The following is an 18,630-nucleotide window of genomic DNA, read 5'->3' on the forward strand; positions in this document are numbered from 1 at the left end:
CGCGCGCATCCGTGTGCGCTGTGAGTGGAGAACGCCTGATGACCTCGACCGCCGACGTCGGCAATACCGTCGATCACGTCCCCCCGCCGTCCCGTGAGCGGACCGCCTGGGCCGCGCTGCGCCCGCTCGTGCTGCGGCTGCACTTCTACGCTGGCGTCCTCATCGCCCCCTTCCTGCTCGTCGCCGCGTGCACCGGCCTGATGTACGCCGCCTCGTACCAGATCGAGCAGGTCGTCTACCAGCACGAGCTCACCGCCCCCGCCGGCCGGACCAGCCTGCCCCTCAGCGCGCAGGTCGCGGCGGCCCGCGCGGCCCACCCCCAGGGCACCGTCACCGCGGTACGGCCCGGCGCCGAGCCGGGCCAGACCACCCGCGTGCTGATCAACCAGCCGGGGCTGGCCGAGAGCACCCAGCTGGCGGTCTTCGTCGACCCCTCCACTGGCCAGGTGCGCGGCACGCTGGAAAGCTACGGCAGCTCCGGAGCTTTGCCCGTACGCGCCTGGATCTCCACCCTCCACCGCCAGCTCCACCTGGGCGAACCCGGACGGATCTACAGCGAGCTGGCCGCGAGCTGGCTGTGGGTGGTCGCGCTCGGCGGCCTGGTCCTCTGGGTCGCCCGGCGCCGCCGCAACCGGCGCCATCTCATCGTCCCCGACCGCGCCGCCGGCGGGCTCCGCCGCACGCTGTCCTGGCACGGCTCGATCGGCCTGTGGGCGGTGCTCGGCCTGCTGTTCCTGTCCGCCACCGGCCTGACCTGGTCCAAGTACGCCGGAGCCAACGTCGACGAGCTGCGCGCGGCGCTCGACTGGACGACCCCGTCGATCAACGTCTCGGGCGACGTCTCGGGCGGCGACCACGCCGCGCACACCGCGACCGCAGGACACCACGCCGGTGGAGCCGACGTCGGTGTGGACCGCGTGGCCCAGGCGGCCGCCGCCAAGGGCCTGTCCGGCCCGCTGGAGATCACCTGGCCCGCCAAGGCCGGCGCGCCCTACCTGGTGAAGGAGATCGACAAGACCGCGCCCACCCGCCTGGACCAGGTCGCCGTCGACGCCACCTCCGGCCAGGTGAGCGCCGAGCTGCGCTTCGCCGACTACTCGCTGGCCGCCAAGCTCGCCCGGTGGGGCATCGACGGGCACATGGGGCTGCTGTTCGGCCTGGCCAACCAGATCCTTCTGGCGCTACTGGCCGTCGGCCTGATCACGCTGATCGTGCTCGGCTACCGCATGTGGTGGCGCCGCCGGCCCACCCGCGGCTTCGGCAAGCCGCACCCCCGAGGTGGCTGGCGGAACGTGTCCTGGGCCCTGCTGGCGCCGCTCGCTCTGCTGGCCGTGGCCGTCGGGGTCTTCCTGCCGCTGATGGGCATCTCGCTGGCCGCGTTCCTGCTGGTCGACGTCCTGCTCGGGCTGCGCGCCCGGCTGGGGTCTCAGACGTGATCCTCCGAGCGCCGGGGCAGGAACAGGCCGGACACGCGCATGAAGGCCGCGACCAGGAACAGGCCCGCCCGCGTGCCGAGCGTGCTCGCGACCAGGCCGCCGAAGGCGATGAAGAGCGGCTGGGTGACGTTCGTGGCGAAGATCCAGAGCGTCGACACCCTGGCCAGCAGGTGGTCCGGGGTGCCGAGCTGGCGGTAGGTGGTCATGGTGGAGTTCGCCAGGCCGGAGAAGAACAGCACGCCCGCGAAGCCGGACCCGCAAAGGAGCAGGCCCGCGGTGCCGGGTGAGGCCAGCGGGATGAGCGCGTACCAGGGGCCGCGCCAGAGGCTCACCCACCACAGGCCGCGGACCATGCCGAACCTCCTGCTCAGCCTCGGCGCGAGCCGCGCGCCGAGGAAGCCGCCGAGCGAAGGGAGCCCCATGAGCAGGCCGTACTGCCAGGGGGTGAAGCCCAGGTCGCGCAGGTAGAACAGCGAGCTCAGCGGCGTCGCCATCGCACTCGCGCCGGCGAAGACGAGCCAGCTCGCGAACATCCGCCACAGCACCGGATGCCCGCGCACGAAGCCCCACCCGGCGAACAGCTCCGCCCGCCGGGAGGGGCTCGGCTCGCGCGCGGGCGGGGGCTGCTCGGGCGTGCGCAGCGACCGGATCGACCAGGCGCTCACGACGAACGACACGGCGTCGACGATCAGCGCGCCGACCGCCGACAGGACGCCGATGAGCGGACCGGCCAGGGACGGGCCGACCAGCACGCTCAACCAGCGGGTCGACTCCAGGCGGCTGTTGGCGCTCATGAGCCGCTCGGCGGGGACGAGAGCCTTCAGATGCGCCTGCGCCGCCCCGGAGGAGGCGATCTGGCCGGCGGCGTTGCCCAGCGCGGCGACGCAGAGGTGAGCGAATGTCAGCAGCCCGGAGAACGCCGCGATCGGAATGCTGAACAGCAAAATACATCTGGCGATATCTGACCAGATCATGACCGGGCGTTTGGCCCGGAATTCGATATACCGCCCCGCGGGAAATGCGACGACGACAATTGTGACCGCCTGAATCACCGACAACAAGGCGACCTGGAAAGCCGAGGCGTCCAGCACGGTGATGGCGACCACGGGCAGGGCGACCATGCTCACCGCCGAGCCCAGCTGGCTCACGGTCGTGCCCGCCCACAGGCGCTGGAAGTCCCTTTCGCCGACGAGATCCCCGCCTGCCCGGGTCATGTCACGGCGCAAGGTACCTCCTTCAGCGATCATCATCGCCGACGGATCAGCGTGCCGCCAACGGTGACGGCACGCCGATCCACGACGATCAGCCGTGGTCGAGGCGGAGCTTGCAGCACACCGACCCGTCGGCGATCAGCCACGGCCGAGGCAGGACTTGCCGCACGCCGATCCGACGGCGATCAGCCGCGGCCATGCCGGAGCTTGCGGCACGCCAACCTGTCGGCGATCAGCCGTGGTCGGGGCGGGGCTTGCGGCGCGCGGCGAAGACGACGGCGCCGCCGCCCGCGAGGACCACCGCCAGCGCCGCCCACAACCATCCGGGCAGCCCCGACGTGCCGTCGGCCCGGGTGGCCGCCACCGGCGACGAGGAGGGCGGCTGCGCGGAGGCGGGTTGCGGCTCGGGAGAGCTCTCCGGAGTGTCGGGAGAACTCGCCGGAGTGGACGTCTCCTCCGAAGGGCTGGGCGAGGGGTCCGGGGCGGTGATGGAGAAGGCGAGTTCCCCTTGGATCGGGTGGCCGTCGGAGGAGACCACGCGCCAGGCGATCCGGTAGCGACCTTCCTGCAACGTGCCGGTGGGCCGGGCGAAGACCTTGTTGCCCTGAACGCGTGGCTTGTCGAGCGGAACCGGCTTGCCGCCGGGGCCGTCGAGCACGATGGTGGGCAGCTGCATGTGCGAGGTGAATTCGAGCTTGATCGTCTCCAGGCTCTTCAGCTTGGCGCGGTCGGCCGGGTTGCTGGCCTTGAGACGGTCGTGGGCCAGGGCAGCGGGCGAGGTCAGGAGCAGCACGAGTACGGCGCCGACGGCCGGAACAAGGGCACGCCGAAGAAAGGTCATGGGTGAACTCCGAAGTCATGGGGCCCCGGCGGCATGCCGGAGAAGGTCATGGCACTTGTCGGGAGGCGCCGGATCAGGCGTTCGCGGACCCGCGGGCCGCCGGGAAGGCAGGCGGTCCGCGACGTGGCACGACGACGGCCAGCAGGGCGGGGACGCGAAGGGCCGGCTCCCGCCGTACCGGCGCGGAACGGGGACGCCCGATGATCGCGAGGGGCGACAGGACGGTGATCACGGCCGCGAGCAGGGTACGCACGCCTGCCACGCACACGGCGTTCAGATGCAGCAGCATCACCAGGGCCAGCTCGCCGCGAGCCAGCCATCAGCTCGAGCACATCGCCGCGGCCAGGTGGATCATCGGCATCGCGAGCCCGGGGCCGTGCTCGTGGCCGGAGGAGAAGACGGGGCTCACCGGGGAGGAGCCGGAGAAGAGCTGGTGCAGGCCGTACTGGGACACCGCGCACAGGGCCAGCAGCTCCGGCCAGTCCCGCCGGCGACCGGCCAGCAGGTAGGCGCCGGCCCAGATCGCCGCCATCGCCGCCGCGAGCCCGCCCGGCCTCATCCCGCCTCCGCCCACCAGCACGTGCAGGGCGGCGGAGGCCAGCACGCAGACGGCCGTGAACACCGCGGCGCGCAGCGCGCGGATCACGGGATGGCCGACATGCACGCCGCCATGCTGCCAGAGCACACCGCCACCGTCAGGGCATTCGGCGCATTGCCTAACAAATGACCCACACCACGGCGGTCGCGATGCCCGGCTGCTCCGCGGGCGGCGGCCGAGCATGTCCTGGGCGCGTCTGGGCGCGTGCCTTGGGGCGCGTCTTGGGCGTGGCGCCGCCGGCTGAGGGTCTGCTGTCTATAAAGTGACCCGCGCGTTGAACGGCACGGCGTTCGACGCTCTGACCAGGCGTTATCCCCCCGAAACGGGACACACTCGGGTGTGGTCGTTGAGTGGGGCCGATCGTGAGGGGATGCCGATGCTCGACCAGGTGACCGCCGGCGCGCCGCAGGCCGGCACGGACGATCTGGATCTCGCCGAAACAGGTGTCGTCGGAGTCACGATCGTCTGGGCCGACAACAACGGCATCCCCAGGTCGCGCACGGTGCCCATCGGTCAGTTCGGCGCGGCGGTCGAGCGGGGAGTGGGTGTCACGCCGCTGTTCGCGGTGTTCGACTCCCACGACGGCATCACCTTCGGGCATCCCCCGCTGGGCACTCCCTCGGGCGACATCCGGCTGATGCCGGTCGCCGACCGGCTGGTCCGGCTCGCCGGTCAGCCCGGGTTCGCGTGGGTGCCGGGCCGGCAGGTCGCGGCCGATGGTTCGGCGTGGCCGTACGACCAGCGCGGCGTGCTGGAGCGCCAAGTCGCCCGGGCCGCGACTCTCGGGCTGGACTTCCTGGCCGGCTACGAGATGGAGTTCCACCTCAGCCGGGCGGACGGGGGCGACGGCGACGACGTACGGCCCATCTACGAGGGGCCTTCCTACGGGCCGGCCAAGATGCTGGCCGTCGACGCCTTCGCCGAGCAGCTGCTGCGCGACCTCGACCGCAACGGCGTGCCCGTCGGCCAGCTCCACGGCGAGTACGGCCCGGGGCAGTTCGAGTTCAACATCGCCCCCGCCGACCCGGTCACCGCCGCCGACCGGCAACTGCTGGCCCGGCAGACCGTTCACGCGGCCGCCCGCGCGCACGGCCTGCGGGCGAGCTTCGCCCCGTTGGTCACCCTCGGGCAGGTGGGCAACGGCTGGCATCTGCACACCTCGCTGTACCGCGCCGGGACGAACCTGCTGTCCGGCGGCAACGGGCCCGCGGGCATGACCGCCGAGGGCGGCGCCTACCTGGCCGGCCTGCTCCGCGACCTGCCCGCCATCGTGGCCGTCACCGCGCCCAGCTTGTCCTCGCTGCAACGGCTGCGGCCCGGTTACTGGTCCGGCGCGTACACGTTCTGGGGTGTGGAGAACCGGGAGGCGGCGCTGCGGCTCGTACCGGCCACTCCCCTGCTCGGCGCCGCGCACGCCAACGTCGAGCTCAAGCCGTCGGACGCCTCGGCCAACCCCTACCTCGCGCTCGCCACCGTGATCGCCGCGGGCCTCGCCGGCATCGAGGACGGCCTGACGCCTCCGGACCCGGTGCAGGAGGACCCCGGCACCTGGACCGACGAGCGGCGGGCCGAACGCGGCATCCGCCGGCTGCCCACCACCGTCGAGGAGCAGCTCGGCGCGCTGCTGACCAACGAGCGCATCCGTTCCGCGCTGGGCGAGGAGCTGGCCGACGCCTTCCGGGCGGTACGCGTCTCCGACGCCGCCTGGGCGGCCGACCGCGACGCGGCTGCCGTGGTCCGCTCCCACCGCTGGCTGTACTGAGCCGCCGCATGGCTGGACGCTTGGGGCTGAACAGGGGCCGACAGGTTCGTGTGCTGTCGTTAAATGATCACGTCGTCGCAGAGGACCGCGATGAGACCCACCTCCCGTACGGCGCCGAACCGGCAGGAGATGAGCAGGCTCGCACGTCTGGCCTGGATCTCCCGCTCACGACCGTGTGGCCCGGCGTCGAAGCCGACACACGAACCCGGATCCCCTCGCTCATCACCATGACCGGCCCGACCCCGAAGCCGACCCCCCGCTCATCACCGCGAGCGGCCCGACCCCGAAGCCGGATCCCCTGCTCGCGGCCGTTTTCACCCATCGCCCAGCGGCAGTTCATCCAGTGACAGTTCGTCCAGCGGGAGGGACCGCAGGAAGTCCTCGGCGTCGAAGAGCTCCCCGGCGGTGACGACCCCGGTGGCCCGGCCGCGGCCGGTCAGGATCCGCTCGGCGGCCTCCACCACGATCGGCGCGGTGATGGCGTAGATGTCACGGCCGCGCGCAGCCACCCGCCGCCGCTCATCCCCCCGCCGGACGACGACCTCGACCAGGAAGACCTGGGCCGATCGCCCGTCGGCGTCGGCCGCCTGCGGTCCCCTGGTCTCCGGGTCGCCGAGGTCCTTCAGCGGGGCGACGTTCAGGAAGGCGTCGATCCGCGGGATGTCCAGGTGGCGGGAGACGGTGATCACGTCGGCGTTGGAGAACTGCCCCACGACGTCCTGGGTCCCGAACGGTTCGGCGAACGTCCACGTCCCCTTCGGCGGCGGCTCGTCGCCCGCGACGACCCGCAGGTGGTGGTCCGAGAAGACCACCCGCCGCCCGGCCCGGCGCTGCCCGGCCAGCACGGTGCCCCGGGTCGGGTGCCAGCTGTCCAGGGCCACCGCGATCGAGATGTCATCGGCCGCCGGCCAGTCACCCATCGCGACGGTCGCGAGCAGGTCGCCCAGCGCACCGTAGAACGCCATCACCGGTGCCACCACGATGCCCGCCTCCTTCACCCGCGGGTCATCCCGGTAGGTGTCGAAAGTGTTCATCGCGACCAGGGTCTCGCCGGTGACGTCCAGGTAGTGGATCCCGGCGCGCAACGCGGCCTCGATCAGCGGCGGCGCGGTGTCGCCGAACGGCCCGGCACAGTTGATCACCGCTGCCGTGCCCGCGATCGCGCGGTCGAGCGAGGCCGGGTCGTCGACCGAGGCGATCCGCCACTCCACGCCGGGGTGGGCGGCGGCGGCCGCCTCCAGCTTCACCGCGTCCCGCCCGGACAGCACCGGCGTCCAACCGCGCTCCAGCAGCTCCGCCGTCACGAACCGGGCGGTGTGCCCGTAGGCGCCGAACACCGCCACCACCGGCTTCGCGCTCCCGCGACCGGGCCGGCCGTCGATCTCCATCATCAGGTCTCCTTCAGCTGTTCAGGCTCCCTCCGATCTTGCTGAACGGTGCCGCCGGGAGCCACCGTCGCGTACGTCAACGTGCGCTAGATTCGCGACATGCGCGCCCATCGCGTCGTCATGGCCGTCACCGACGACATGCCGATCTTCGAAGCAGCCGTCCCGTGTCAGGTCTTCGGCGTCGACCGGCCGCACCTGGCCGATCCGTGGTACCAGTTCTCGGCGGTCCCGGTCGGTGACGCGCCGGTGCAGCTGAGCCCGGGATTCACCCTCGCCCCGGTGAGCGGCGGGTGGGATCTGGACTCGACGGACACCTTCGTCATCCCGGCCTGTACGAATGTGCACGACGACCCACCGGCCGAGTTGGTGGACATCGTCCGGGAGGCGTACCGGCGCGGGATCCGGATCCTGTCCATCTGTTCCGGCGCCTTCGTCCTGGCCGCCGCCGGGGTGCTCGACGGGCGCCGGGCCACCACGCACTGGCTGCACGCGGAGGAGCTGAGCCGCCGCTACCCCGCCGTCCGGGTCGACCCGTCCGTGCTCTACGTGGAGGACGCCAACGTGATCACCTCCGCGGGAACGGTGGCCGGGATCGACGCCTGTCTGCACGTCGTACGGGTCGACCATGGTGCCGCGGTGGCCGCCGAACTGGCCCGCCGCCTGGTCACCCCGCCGCACCGGGACGGCGGGCAGGCCCAGTACCACCGTCCCACCTCGCCGGTGGTCCGCGACGACTGGCTGGCCGCCCTGCTGGACTGGGCCACCGAGCAACTGCATCTGCCGCTGTCCATCGCCGACCTGGCCGCCCAGGCCAATGTCAGCGTGCGCACCGTCGAACGCCGGTTCGCCGAGGCGCTCGGGATGTCGCCGCTGCGCTGGCTGCTGCAGCAGCGGGTACGCCGGGCCCAGCAGTTCCTGGAGACCAGCGACCGGCCGATCGGATGGATCGCCGACAGCTGCGGGTTCGGCGGACCGGCCAGCCTACGAGCACACTTCGCCCGAATCGTCGGGGTATCCCCCACCACCTACCGCCGAACATTCCACGAACGGGCAAGCACAACCCGCATCGCCAGCTGACCACCCCAACGGCGCGACCCGCCCCGCCAATCGACCGGGCCCGACACACGACCCCGATCGCCATCCGACCAGACCCGACAGCCCGACCCGCACCGCCAGCCGACCGACTCACCGGCGCGGCCCTGATCGCCAGTTGACCGGTCCGGCATCGGGGCGCGTCTCGGCGTTGCGTCACCCTTGCCGATCGGGCCAGAGGTCCGGGTGGTAGCGGGGGCATACGCAGTTCCTGTCGTCCTGCGGCGGGTCCACGACCTGGTCCGCGATCGGAGCCAGCAGCGCCTCGATCGCCTTGGCCGAAGCGACCGCGGCCTCCGTGACGTTGTAGGGATCGGCGGTGTCGGCCACGCTGACGTCCAGCCGATCCCCGTGCGACCAGACGTGGGCGCGTTGTCCGGCGATCTCCACGTGCCCCGGCTGCCCGATCCCGGGAAAGCGCGACATGGCGACCGGGAAACGGGCGAACTCGGCCGCGGTGTAGGCGACGCCGGGGACCGGCCGCGGGTCGCTGGGGCCGAGCCACGTCACGGGCACGCCGAGCGCGGACAGCGTCCGCACGAGGTCGTCCTGCGTCTCGATGCGCAGCCCGGCCAGCAGCTGGTCGCCATCGTTGGCGTGCCCGCCGTACGCGCGGCAGAAGCGGAAGTAGGCCAGCTCGCGTGCCCACGCGTGCAGCTGGACCGGCGGGTGCCGCTCGTAGAGGTAGTCGGTCCAGCGCTGCTCGTTCACCCGCCGGATCGTACCTCGCTGTCCGCGTGGTGGACGGTGAGGTCGCCGTACGGTGACAGCTGCGCGGTGAGATCGCCCGGTTTGCCGCGTAAGGTCGCGTCGAGGAACGCGGCGCTGGTGGCGGCTGTGAGGCGCAGCCCGGCTGTGCGGCCCAGCGACCCTGCCAGTGCGGGCACGGGCGGAAGGTAGAGCGGCGCGTCCGTGAAGGTCAGGTGCGCCGTCCCCGGGACGGTGAGCCGGTAGCTCGTGGCGGTGCTGAGGTCGAGCACCTGCGTGAGGCGGGGAATGTAGGTCGGGTTGTCCGCCGGGTCCACCGGGTGGGTGAGTGCGAGCACCGGTTGGCGGAAGGGCCGCGGCTCGGGGTCGTGGGGAGCGCCGTCCAGGTCGATGACCGCCGCGAACCGAGAGTCCTGACGGGCCGCCAGCAACGCGGCGGCCCCGCCGATCGAGTGGCCGGTCACCGCGGCCCGAGCGGTGTCGAGGCGACCGGTCAACGGGCCCGCGATCTCACCTCGGTCGAGGCGGCCCAGCTGGGTCAGGACGAAGCCGAGGTCGGCGGCGCGCACCGCCGTCCAGCCGGCCGCCCGCCGCTCGTCCTCGCGCTCGTCGCCGGTCGCGGCGACCCGGGTGCGGATCGTCCGGCCGTCGGCGAGGACGACGGCGGCGGAGTCGTACGGGTGGTCGAGGGCCACCACGACGTAGCCGAGACTGGCCAGCTCCTCCGCCCACGCGGTGTTCTGGGTGCGCACTCCCCCGAGCCCCGGCGAGAACAGCACCACGGGGAACCGTCCTCCCGTCCCGGCCACGGCGGCACCCGGCACCGAGCGGGTGCGGGCGGTCGAGGCGCCGTGGAGCAGGAAGCCGGGCACCCCGAGGTAGTCCGCCGCGGCGCCGGAGACGACGCGCGCCTCCCGCTCCGTACGGCCGAGATACACAGACCGCGCGGTGCCCGTGGCGCTCCCCTGCGCCGGATACCAGAACTGGACGACCACCGTGCGCCGGTCATCCGGGTCGGGGGTCGCGGGCTCCGGACGCGCCTGATCGGTCCACTGCAGCACGAGGGTGCCGACCGGGAACCGGCCCGACGGCTCGGGGAAATCGGGCACCGGAAACGCCCACGCCGCCACTGGACCCGCGGCGAGGAGGCCGGCGCACGCCGTCCAGCCCGGCAACGCCAGCCACCACGGAGCTCGCCACGCGGCTCGGCCCAGCAGCACGGGAAGACTGAACGACAGCAGGATGGCCGCGCCCGCGAGAACCGGCACGAACTGCCAGCGCACCCCGGCCAGGACCAGCGCCGTCGCGGAAAGCAGCACAACCGCCGACGCGCCCATCGTGACCGGCCTGCGGGCACGGGACGACGGGAGCCGGCGAGCGAGCACCAGCAGCGCGGCGGCCAGCACCACGACGATCTCCGGGAAGGACATGCCTAACGTCACCCGGCCATTGTTGAGGAGGGACGTGTCCCACCGCGTCCACCTGAGGTCTGGGTTTCAGGTCAGACCTACGGTTGACGCCGTCGCCGCCGGGTGACCGTCGTCGAAGAGCTTCACAAAAGAGCCCGCCACGCCTTGGAGAGGGCGTGGCGGAGCTGGCCGACCTGGCGCGCGGACAGGTCGGCGATCATGAGCTCCTCGAGCTCGCGTACGGGCTCGGCGAGGCGGACCAGGAGTTCGCGCCCCGCGTCGGTGAGGAGGATGTGCAGCTCGCGGCGGTTGGCCGGGTTGCGCTCGCGCCGGATGAGCCCGCGTTCCTCCAGGGCGCGCACCAGGTCGGCCACGGACTGGGCGGTGACGAACGAGTCGCGGGCCAGCTGCGCGGCCGACAGCCCGTCGTGCCGCTCCAGCACGGTGAGCGCGGTGTACTGCGTCACCGTGATGCCGGCCGGCCGCACCAGGTCGTCGAGGCGTGCGCGGACGACGAGCTCCACCTGTTTGACCATGTAGAGCAGCGACGGCGGTGCCTTGTCCGCGGCCGTTCCCGCCTGCTGTTCCGCCGTTGCGGTCATCACCTGCTCCTGAGTCGTCGTCGGGGAGATCCAGGCTAGGCCATTGACAGGAAACCTGTTGGCAACAAGACTGCCCATCGACAGGTTTCCTGTCAATTGAAGGCGGCTTGTCCGCGGCGTACCCGGCCTTTCCGTCGTGTGGCCGGGGCCACTCCGCGGCCCTGCCACGGGCGGTATCCGTGAGGGAGAAGCGCGACCATGAGCGAGCCCGAGCCCGAGGAAGGCCAGGGGCGGCCGTGGCCGTGGCGGATATGACTGGCGTCGACGCGGCCAAGAGCGGCCGGGCCACCGTGATGGACCCGTCCACCGGTCAGGGTGGCCGCCGCCGTACCCGCGGCGGACGAGACCGTGACGGCCGCCCGGGGCACGTTCGTCCTGGTCGGCGCACCGTCGTCGGCACCGAGCCGGTCCTCGACCTCGACGCCACGCTGCCGGGGCAGGCGCGTGAGGTACGGCACCGAGCCGGCCCCCGATGTGAACGCCATGCTGCCGTGGGCGGGCGCGTGACCGGCCTGACCCTCGACGCCGGCCGGCTCCCCCAAGTCGTGGGCGCCGGCTGGCTCTCCCGAATCCTCGGCGCGGGCCGGCTTTCCCCGACGCCCGGTGCGGCCGAGACGCGGGCCGCGATTCCCGCCCTGGTCCCGCTCGTCCGTGTCGGCCGGCTGCCGGTGCGGAAGCCGGCCAACCGCGGGCACGGAAGCCGGCCGGCTGCCGGTACGGAAGCCGGTCGGCCGTCGGTGCAGAAGCCAGCCAGCCACCAGTGTGGAAGCCGGTCGGCCGCTACCCGTTCGACGACATCGATCGCGCCGCGCAGGGCAAGGCGATCGACCCCGTGATCACGTTCTGAGAGGTGTCCCACATGGATCTGACCGGCAAAGTGGCGATCGTCACCGGCAGCGGGCGCGGCCTCGGCCTGGCCTATGCCGAGGCCCTGGCCGCGGCGGGCGCCGCGGTGGTGGTGAACGACGTCGATCAGGAGGTGGTGGACGCCGCGGTGGCGAAGATCACCGCGGCGGGTGGCCGGGCCGTCGGCGTGGCCGCCGCGGTCGGCGGCACGGCGGCGGCCGACCACCTGATCGGGGCGAGCGTACGGGAGCTCGGCCGCCTCGACGTGCTGATCACGAACGCTGGCATCCTGCGCGACCGGGTGCTGTGGAAGATGTCCGACGAGGACTTCGACGACGTCGTGAACGTGCACCTGCGGGGCACGTTCACGTGCGCCCGCGCGGCGGCGGTGCGGATGCGCGAGCAGGGGACGGGCGGGCGGCTGATCCTCGTCGGCTCGCCGGCCGGCCAGCGCGGCAACTTCGGCCAGACCAACTACGCCGCGGCCAAGGCCGGCATCGTCGCGATGGCCCGGACCTGGGCGATGGAGCTGGCCAAGGCCGACATCACGGTCAACGCGGTGATCCCGGTCGCGGCCACCGAGATGACCAAGACCATCCCGGCGTTCGCACCGGTCATCGAGGAGTCCGAGCGCACCGGGGAGCCGCTGCCCGGCTGGCTGCGCAGGGACGAGGGGCTGGGCACGGTTGAGGACGTGACCGGGCTGATCACGTACCTGGCCTCGGACGACTCCAAGGGCGTCACCGGACAGGCGATCGGCGTCGGCGGGGACCGGCTGGCCCTGTGGGCGCACCCGAAGGAGAAGGCGGTGGCGTACGCCGACGGCGGCTGGAGCGCCGAGGCCATCGCCGGGCAGTGGCACACGGGCGTCGGCGCCGAACCCGAGACCTACGGCATCCCCGCCCCCAAGGGAGCCGGACGGTGAACCTCGACGAGCTGGTCGCGATCGACGTCCACACCCACGCCGAGATCTCCAGGGACGGCCACGGCTCGCTGAGCCCGGTGCTGTTCGGCGCGTCCGAGCAGTACTTCGGCTCGCACGAGCGCCCTGCCATCCCCCAGATGGCGGCCTACTACCGGGAACGGAAGATGGCCGCGGTGGTGTTCACCGTGGACGCCGAGCACGCCACCGGCCACCCGCGCATCGCCAACGAGGAGATCGCCGAGAGCTGCGCCGAACACGCCGACGTGCTGATCCCGTTCGCCAGCGTCGACCCGCACAAGGGCAGGGCGGGGGCGCGGGAGGCCCGCCGCCTGGTGGAGCGGCACGGGGTGCGCGGCTTCAAGTTCCACCCCAGCATCCAGGGGTTCGCCCCGAACGACCCGATGGCCTACCCCCTGTACGAGGTGATCGAGGAGCTCGGCGTGCCCGCCCTCTTCCACACCGGACAGACCGGCATCGGCGCGGGAGTGCCCGGCGGGGGCGGCATCCGGCTCAAGTACTCCAATCCGATGCTGGTCGACGACGTGGCCGTGGACTTCCCCGAGCTGCGCGTCATCCTGGCGCACCCGTCGTTCCCCTGGCAGGACGAGGCGCTCGCCGTCGCCACGCACAAGCCGTACGTCCACATCGACCTGTCCGGATGGTCGCCGAAGTACTTCCCGCCCCAGCTCGTCCGGTACGCCAACAGCCTGCTCAAGGACAAGGTGCTCTTCGGCTCCGACTACCCCGTCATCACCCCGGACCGCTGGCTGGCCGACTTCGCCAAGCTCGACATCAAGCCCGAGGTCCGCCCCAAGATCCTCAAGGACAACGCCGCCCGCCTGCTCGGCCTCGACAAGGAGACCTCATGATCACAGTTGACGGACTCGCGGAGATCAAGGCCCTGGCCGGCCGCGACCTGGGCCACAGCTCCTGGCTGGAGATCACCCAGGAGCGGGTCAACACCTTCGCGGACGCCACGAACGACCACCAGTGGATCCACGTGGACACCCGGCAGGCCGCGGACGGCCCCTTCGGCGGCACCATCGCCCACGGCTATCTCACCCTGGCCCTGGTCATCCCGCTGTTCAACGAGGTGCTCGGCATCCAGGGCGTTAAAATGAGCATCAACTACGGGCTGGAGAAGGTCCGCTTCCCCGCCCCGGTGCGCGTGGGCGCCAAGGTCCGCCTGGCCGCGAAGGTCGCCGAGGTCGAGGACGTGGCCGGCGACGGCGTGCAGATGCTCTGCGACTTCGCGGTCGAGATCGACGGCGTCGGCAAGCCCGCCTGCGTCGCCCGTGCCGTCTACCGCCACTACGCCTGAGAGGCGACGGGACGGTGTTGAACGCAGGGCTCGGCGGGTGGCCGGCCAGGCGGGCCGCGATGTCGCCGGACCGCACCGCCTTCGTCTTCCGCGACCGCGCGACGACGTACGCGGAGGTGTTCGACCGCACCACCCGGCTGGCCGGGCAGTTGCGCGCGGCCGGGGTGCGCAAAGGGGACCGGGTGGCCTACCTGGGGCAGAACCACCCGGCGTTCGTGGAGACGATGTTCGCCACGCACATGCTCGGCGGCATCTTCGTGCCGCTGAACTTCCGGCTCGCCGCGCCGGAGATCGACCACCTGCTGGCCCACAGCGGGGCGACCGTGCTCGTCCACGCCCCCGAGCACGCCTTCGGGCAGGCCGTACGCACGGTGGTGGCTCTGGGCGCGGACTACGAGGAGTGGCTCGCCGCCGGCGACCCCGCGCCCATCGACGTGCCGGTCGGCCTCGACGACGCGGCCTGCGTCCTGGACACCTCCGGCACCACGGGCCGCCCCAAGGGCGCCACGCTGACCCACGGAAACCTGATCTGGAACTGCTACAACCTCCTGGTCGGGGTGGACGTCGCCGCCGACGAGGTGACGCTGGTCAGCGCGCCGCTGTTCCACGTGGCGGCGCTCAACCAGTGCCTGCTGCCCACGTTCCTCAAGGGCGGATGTTCGGTCATCATGCCGTCCTGGAGCGTGGACGCCTGCTTCGACCTCATCGCCGGGCATCGCGTCACCTGGATGTTCGGCGTGACCACGATGTTCGCCGCGCTCGCGCGGTCGCCCCGCTGGGCGGACGCCGACCTGTCGTCCGTACGCTGCCTGATGGCGGGCGGCGCGGCGGTCCCGCCCGCGCTGATCCACACCTATCAGGAACGCGGCCTGACCTTCTGCCAAGGTTACGGCCTCACCGAGACGGCGCCGGGCGCCACGTTCCTGGAGGCGGGCGAGAGCGAACGCAAGGCCGGATCCGCCGGGGTCCCGGTCTTCTTCACCAATGTCCGCTGCGTCCGCCCCGACCTGACCGACACCGCCCCCGGCGAACCCGGCGAAGTGATCATCCAGGGCCCGAACGTGACCCCCGGCTACTGGGACGACCCCGCCGCCACCGCGCGGGCCTTCTCCGAGGGCCGGTGGTTCCACTCAGGCGACATCGCGTACGTGGACCCCGACGGGCACTTCCACATCGTCGACCGGGTCAAGGACATGTACATCTCCGGCGGCGAGAACGTCTACCCGGCCGAGGTCGAGGCGGCCGTCTACGAGCACCCCTCGGTCGCCGAGGTCGCGGTGATCGGCGTACCGGACGCCACGTGGGGAGAGGTCGGCCGGGCATTCGTGATCATCGTCCCCGGGCGCGGTCTGACCATCGGCGAACTGCGGGCGTTCCTGGCCGAGCGGCTGGCCAAGTACAAGCTCCCCGTGCACCTCGACATCGTGGACGACCTGCCCCGCACCGGCTCGAACAAGATCCGGAAGAGCCGGCTGCGCGACACCCTCGGGAGCGCTCCCGGCCGGACGTGACGCGGCGACGCTGGCGTTGGCGTCACTTTGGCGCCATAATGGCGCCATGGATCTCAAGCCGTACGTCGACAGGCTACACAGGGACCTCGCGATCGCCGCGGAAGCAGGCGGCGAGGACGCGCGCGCCCTCGCCGAGCGACTTGTCTCACCTCTCGAGTCATCCGTCCGGCTGATCCTGCTGGAGGTCCTGTCGGCGGCCGCCGACGAGATCACGCGCGAGCTGGCGCCGGGTTCGGTGGAGGTCCGCCTGCGCCGCGGCGATCCCGACTTCGTCCTGACCCGATCCCCGGCGCAGCACCCGTCCGCGCCGGACGCCCCCGATGACGACGGCGGGCCGTCCGGCGCGGGCGTCCAGCCCGTGGAGATCCAGGAAGGCGGCACGGCCCGCTTCAGCCTCCGGCTCCCTGAGCACCTGAAGGTGCAGGTCGAGGAGGCCGCCCGCCGGGAAGGCCTGTCGGTCAACACCTGGCTGGTGCGTGCCGTCGCGGCCACGTTGGAGCCCGGCGGCCGCCGGGCGGCGGGGCGCGGCTCGGCGAGCGGGCGCAGCTACACCGGCTGGGTCGGCTGAGGCCCGGACGTACGCAACCACGAGGAGGGTTTCATGCCGACATTCGACACACCCGAGCCGATCTCGGTCAGCATCGACCTGCCCGGCGCAGAGGTCAGGATCATCGCGAGCGACCGCGCCACCACGGTGGTCGACGCCCGGCCTGACGACGGCGAGGGAGGGGCGGCCGCGGTCCAGATCGGCTACGCGGCCGGCAAGCTGGTCGTCAAAAGCGCACAACAGGAGCCCGCCCAGTCCCGGTATGCGGGCGCCGGAGCAGGCCCGCGGCGCCAGGGGTGGGGCCTGTCAGCCCTGGCCGGCCTGTTCGGTGACTGGGGGGAGTCGGTCCGCGTGACGATCGAGCTGCCGTCGGGCTCGCACGTACAGGGCTCGACGACGTCGGGCGAGTTCCACTGCACCGGCCAGTTGGGAGACTGCCGGCTGCAGACGGACCACGGCGACATCCGGCTCGACGAGGCCGGCGCGATCCAGCTGACCAGCGACAGCGGAGAGATCGGCGTCGAGCGCGCCACCGGCCGGGCCGAGGTCTCCAGCGCCTCCGGCGAGATCAGGATCCAGGAGGTGGACGGCCCCGCGTCGATCAGGAACGACGACGGGGAGTGCTACATCGGCGAGGTGACGGGCGACCTGCGGCTGATCGGCACCAGCGGCGACATGCAGGTCGAGCGCGCCCACGGCGGCGTCGAGGCGAAGAACGTGCACGGCAGCGTGCGGATCGGCGAGGTCGCGCGCGGCTCGGTCGTCCTGACGAGCACGACCGGCGACCTCGAGGTCGGCATCCGGCAGGGCACGGCGGCGTTCCTCGACGTGAGCACGGCCAACGGCAGGCTGCTCAACTCCCTCGACGCCCGCGAGAGCCCGGACGGGTTCGACGAGACGGTCGAGATCCGCGCCCGCAGCCACGACGGCGACATCACGATCCGCCGTGCCTGACGGGGCGTCTCCCGATGAAGGGCGGCGAGTACGACACTGCCGTCGAGCCGCGCGGGTGATGGCGCGTCCGGGGCATCACGTCCGAACCTAGGAGCGTGACGGTACGTTCCGGCGAGTCCGTGCTCGTGGTCATCGACATGCAGAACTACTTCGTTCGCGATGTTTCTGCCCATATCGTCCCCGTCATCGCGGACCTTGTCGCCCGGTGGCGATCGGCGGGGAACGACGTGGTGTTCACCCGCTACGTCAACCATCCGGGCTCGCCGTACGAGCGGCTGCTCGGCTGGACAGAATGCATGGAGCCGCCGCAGATCGAGATCGTCGACGAGCTGCGGGCGCACGCGCGGCAGGCAACGGCCGTCATCGACAAGAAGGGGTACAACCTGTTCGCCGACGCCGGCGGAGCGGCGCTGATCGCCGGACGGGGGTGGCGGGACATTTACCTGTGCGGGATCGCCACGGAAAATTGCGTGCTGGCGACCGCGCTCGGGGCGTTCGAGCTCAACCTGACGCCGTGGCTGATCGAAGACGCCTCCGCCAGCCACCGCGGGCGTCACGCCCACGACGCGGGGGTGTTCGTCGCGGGGAGCTTCATCGGCGGAAGACAGATCATCTCGGTAGCGGACATCCCGGCCTTGCCGGCAGTCCCCGAGGACCGGAATCTCTGAGCGGCCGGCCCCGCGCCGGAGGGCCGAATCCCTGAGCGACCAGCACCGTGCCGGAGGCCCGAATCCCTGAGCGACCGGCCATGCCGGAAGCCCGAATCCCTGAGCGGCCGGTCCCCGCCTCGGGGCGCTCGCGAGGCCGGGGCCGCGAACTCGGCGCAGGTGTATTCGCCAGGTAGGGACTACTTGATGCGGCCGTGCAGGAGCTCGACCAGGGTCGCGTGAGTGCGCTCCAGCGGCCGGTCCGGATACAGGGCGCGGCGCTCGATGGCGACCGTCAGCACCATGCCGAACACGGCCGTCGCCGCCGTCTCCACGTCCAGGTCGGCCCGGACCTCGCCGTTCGCGGCGGCCCTGCGCAGCACGTCCGCGTACACGCCGAGCGCGCTCCGGCGCAGCCGCCCCACCGTCTCCTGCCACGCCGTCCGCCACATCTCGGCCAGCAGCACCCGGGCGAAGGCCCCGTGCTCCTCGAAGAACCTGAGCTGGCCGAGCACCACCGAGTCGAGCGCGTCCAGCGCGCTCTCCCCGGTGTCGGAACCGGCCAGCGCCTCGGCGAGCATGTCGATCGAGTGCTCCAGCAGCGCCTCGAACAGTCCCTCCTTGCTGCCGAAGTTGTAGAACACGGTGCCCTTGGCCACCCCGGCCCGCTCGGCGATGGCGTCGACCGTGGTGGCCGCGTACCCGTGCTCTGCGATCAGCTCCACAGCCGCCCTGAACACCTTCTGCCGGGTGTCCTGCCTGCTCCCGCGCCTGGCGGCACGCTCGTTCACAGGCCCTCCTTCGTCAGGCCTGTGAACGCAACGCTGCTGTG

General features: G+C 72.1%; 20 protein-coding genes. 11 read left to right on the forward strand and 9 right to left on the reverse strand.

What is annotated here, in order from left to right; translation table 11 throughout:
- The first annotated feature begins 38 nt into the window (after positions 1-38).
- A complete protein-coding gene (locus ACIHFD_RS28285) occupies positions 39-1,436 on the forward strand; it encodes a PepSY-associated TM helix domain-containing protein (protein WP_397369417.1) in 1,398 nt (465 codons plus the stop codon).
- Here ACIHFD_RS28285 and ACIHFD_RS28290 read toward each other — a convergent pair.
- From ACIHFD_RS28290 to ACIHFD_RS28305, 4 genes are all read right to left on the reverse strand, one after another.
- Entirely contained in the window at positions 1,427-2,662 is a 1,236-nt protein-coding gene (locus tag ACIHFD_RS28290; RefSeq protein WP_397369418.1) for an MFS transporter, read from the reverse strand. The two genes, ACIHFD_RS28285 and ACIHFD_RS28290, sit on opposite strands and share 10 nt — an antisense overlap.
- 217 nt (positions 2,663-2,879) lie before the next feature.
- The gene (locus tag ACIHFD_RS28295; RefSeq protein WP_397369419.1) at positions 2,880-3,488 is read right to left on the reverse strand and encodes a copper resistance protein CopC; all 609 of its coding nucleotides are present in this window, start codon (positions 3,486-3,488) and stop codon (positions 2,880-2,882) included.
- A gap of 73 nt (positions 3,489-3,561) precedes the next feature.
- Positions 3,562-3,780, reverse strand: a complete 219-nt coding sequence (locus tag ACIHFD_RS28300; protein ID WP_397369420.1) for a hypothetical protein — start codon at positions 3,778-3,780, stop codon at positions 3,562-3,564.
- 27 nt (positions 3,781-3,807) lie between these two features.
- The gene (locus ACIHFD_RS28305) at positions 3,808-4,173 is read right to left on the reverse strand and encodes a hypothetical protein (RefSeq protein ID WP_397369421.1); all 366 of its coding nucleotides are present in this window, start codon (positions 4,171-4,173) and stop codon (positions 3,808-3,810) included.
- Positions 4,174-4,456: 283 nt separating this feature from the next.
- Here ACIHFD_RS28305 and ACIHFD_RS28310 point away from each other — a divergent pair, with 283 nt between their 5' ends.
- Positions 4,457-5,848 carry a glutamine synthetase family protein gene (locus tag ACIHFD_RS28310; RefSeq protein WP_397369422.1) on the forward strand — a complete coding sequence of 464 codons (1,392 nt, stop codon included), beginning with the start codon at positions 4,457-4,459 and terminating at the stop codon, positions 5,846-5,848.
- Positions 5,849-6,162: 314 nt separating this feature from the next.
- Here the strand turns inward: ACIHFD_RS28310 and ACIHFD_RS28315 are convergent, their stop codons facing one another.
- On the reverse strand, positions 6,163-7,239 hold the full coding sequence (locus tag ACIHFD_RS28315; protein WP_397369423.1) for a saccharopine dehydrogenase family protein: 1,077 nt from the start codon (positions 7,237-7,239) through the stop codon (positions 6,163-6,165).
- 96 nt (positions 7,240-7,335) lie between these two features.
- Between ACIHFD_RS28315 and ACIHFD_RS28320 the strand changes: the two genes are divergently transcribed.
- Complete coding sequence (locus tag ACIHFD_RS28320) at positions 7,336-8,313, forward strand: helix-turn-helix domain-containing protein (RefSeq protein ID WP_397369424.1); 978 nt, start codon at positions 7,336-7,338, stop codon at positions 8,311-8,313.
- Between the two features lie 171 nt (positions 8,314-8,484).
- Here ACIHFD_RS28320 and ACIHFD_RS28325 read toward each other — a convergent pair whose 3' ends face one another.
- The 3 genes from ACIHFD_RS28325 to ACIHFD_RS28335 all read right to left on the reverse strand — a co-directional run bounded on the left by ACIHFD_RS28325 (position 8,485) and on the right by ACIHFD_RS28335 (position 11,047).
- Complete coding sequence (locus tag ACIHFD_RS28325; RefSeq protein WP_397369425.1) at positions 8,485-9,039, reverse strand: hypothetical protein; 555 nt, start codon at positions 9,037-9,039, stop codon at positions 8,485-8,487.
- A complete protein-coding gene (locus tag ACIHFD_RS28330; RefSeq protein ID WP_397369426.1) occupies positions 9,036-10,478 on the reverse strand; it encodes an alpha/beta hydrolase family protein in 1,443 nt (480 codons plus the stop codon). Before ACIHFD_RS28330 ends, ACIHFD_RS28325 begins: the two co-directional genes overlap by 4 nt.
- Before the next feature lie 110 nt (positions 10,479-10,588).
- A complete protein-coding gene (locus ACIHFD_RS28335; RefSeq protein WP_397369427.1) occupies positions 10,589-11,047 on the reverse strand; it encodes a MarR family winged helix-turn-helix transcriptional regulator in 459 nt (152 codons plus the stop codon).
- A 315-nt stretch (positions 11,048-11,362) separates the two neighbouring features.
- On the opposite strand from ACIHFD_RS28335, the gene ACIHFD_RS28340 reads away from it, so the two are divergent.
- From ACIHFD_RS28340 to ACIHFD_RS28375, 8 genes are all read left to right on the forward strand, one after another.
- A complete protein-coding gene (locus ACIHFD_RS28340; RefSeq protein WP_397369428.1) occupies positions 11,363-11,554 on the forward strand; it encodes a hypothetical protein in 192 nt (63 codons plus the stop codon).
- 352 nt (positions 11,555-11,906) lie between these two features.
- Positions 11,907-12,818 carry an SDR family oxidoreductase gene (locus ACIHFD_RS28345; RefSeq protein WP_397369429.1) on the forward strand — a complete coding sequence of 304 codons (912 nt, stop codon included), beginning with the start codon at positions 11,907-11,909 and terminating at the stop codon, positions 12,816-12,818.
- Positions 12,815-13,687, forward strand: a complete 873-nt coding sequence (locus ACIHFD_RS28350) for an amidohydrolase family protein (protein WP_397369430.1) — start codon at positions 12,815-12,817, stop codon at positions 13,685-13,687. Before ACIHFD_RS28345 ends, ACIHFD_RS28350 begins: the two co-directional genes overlap by 4 nt.
- Positions 13,684-14,139, forward strand: a complete 456-nt coding sequence (locus ACIHFD_RS28355) for a MaoC family dehydratase (RefSeq protein WP_397369431.1) — start codon at positions 13,684-13,686, stop codon at positions 14,137-14,139. The genes ACIHFD_RS28350 and ACIHFD_RS28355 overlap by 4 nt, the downstream gene beginning before the upstream one ends.
- Positions 14,140-14,153: 14 nt before the next feature.
- Positions 14,154-15,650 (forward strand): long-chain fatty acid--CoA ligase, encoded by a 1,497-nt coding sequence (locus ACIHFD_RS28360; protein WP_397369432.1) that lies wholly within the window; start codon positions 14,154-14,156, stop codon positions 15,648-15,650.
- A gap of 46 nt (positions 15,651-15,696) precedes the next feature.
- On the forward strand, positions 15,697-16,218 hold the full coding sequence (locus ACIHFD_RS28365) for a histidine kinase (RefSeq protein ID WP_355192665.1): 522 nt from the start codon (positions 15,697-15,699) through the stop codon (positions 16,216-16,218).
- Positions 16,219-16,251: 33 nt separating this feature from the next.
- Positions 16,252-17,151 carry a DUF4097 family beta strand repeat-containing protein gene (locus tag ACIHFD_RS28370; RefSeq protein ID WP_397369433.1) on the forward strand — a complete coding sequence of 300 codons (900 nt, stop codon included), beginning with the start codon at positions 16,252-16,254 and terminating at the stop codon, positions 17,149-17,151.
- A 119-nt stretch (positions 17,152-17,270) separates the two neighbouring features.
- Complete coding sequence (locus ACIHFD_RS28375; RefSeq protein ID WP_397369434.1) at positions 17,271-17,819, forward strand: cysteine hydrolase; 549 nt, start codon at positions 17,271-17,273, stop codon at positions 17,817-17,819.
- Positions 17,820-17,998: 179 nt separating this feature from the next.
- Here ACIHFD_RS28375 and ACIHFD_RS28380 read toward each other — a convergent pair whose 3' ends face one another.
- On the reverse strand, positions 17,999-18,589 hold the full coding sequence (locus tag ACIHFD_RS28380) for a TetR/AcrR family transcriptional regulator (protein WP_397369435.1): 591 nt from the start codon (positions 18,587-18,589) through the stop codon (positions 17,999-18,001).
- Positions 18,590-18,630 lie beyond the last annotated feature (41 nt).

The sequence above is a fragment of the Nonomuraea sp. NPDC051941 genome (assembly GCF_044593615.1).

What these genes read in the sequence shown, in the direction of transcription:
- ACIHFD_RS28285 (WP_397369417.1), top strand. Translation starts at nt 39, where the DNA reads ATGACCTCGACCGCCGACGTCGGCAATACCGTCGATCACGTCCCCCCG.
- ACIHFD_RS28295 (WP_397369419.1), bottom strand. Translation starts at nt 3,488, where the DNA reads ATGACCTTTCTTCGGCGTGCCCTTGTTCCGGCCGTCGGCGCCGTACTC.
- ACIHFD_RS28310 (WP_397369422.1), top strand. Translation starts at nt 4,457, where the DNA reads ATGCCGATGCTCGACCAGGTGACCGCCGGCGCGCCGCAGGCCGGCACG.
- ACIHFD_RS28315 (WP_397369423.1), bottom strand. Translation starts at nt 7,239, where the DNA reads ATGATGGAGATCGACGGCCGGCCCGGTCGCGGGAGCGCGAAGCCGGTG.
- ACIHFD_RS28320 (WP_397369424.1), top strand. Translation starts at nt 7,336, where the DNA reads ATGCGCGCCCATCGCGTCGTCATGGCCGTCACCGACGACATGCCGATC.
- ACIHFD_RS28335 (WP_397369427.1), bottom strand. Translation starts at nt 11,047, where the DNA reads ATGACCGCAACGGCGGAACAGCAGGCGGGAACGGCCGCGGACAAGGCA.
- ACIHFD_RS28345 (WP_397369429.1), top strand. Translation starts at nt 11,907, where the DNA reads ATGGATCTGACCGGCAAAGTGGCGATCGTCACCGGCAGCGGGCGCGGC.
- ACIHFD_RS28355 (WP_397369431.1), top strand. Translation starts at nt 13,684, where the DNA reads ATGATCACAGTTGACGGACTCGCGGAGATCAAGGCCCTGGCCGGCCGC.
- ACIHFD_RS28365 (WP_355192665.1), top strand. Translation starts at nt 15,697, where the DNA reads ATGGATCTCAAGCCGTACGTCGACAGGCTACACAGGGACCTCGCGATC.
- ACIHFD_RS28370 (WP_397369433.1), top strand. Translation starts at nt 16,252, where the DNA reads ATGCCGACATTCGACACACCCGAGCCGATCTCGGTCAGCATCGACCTG.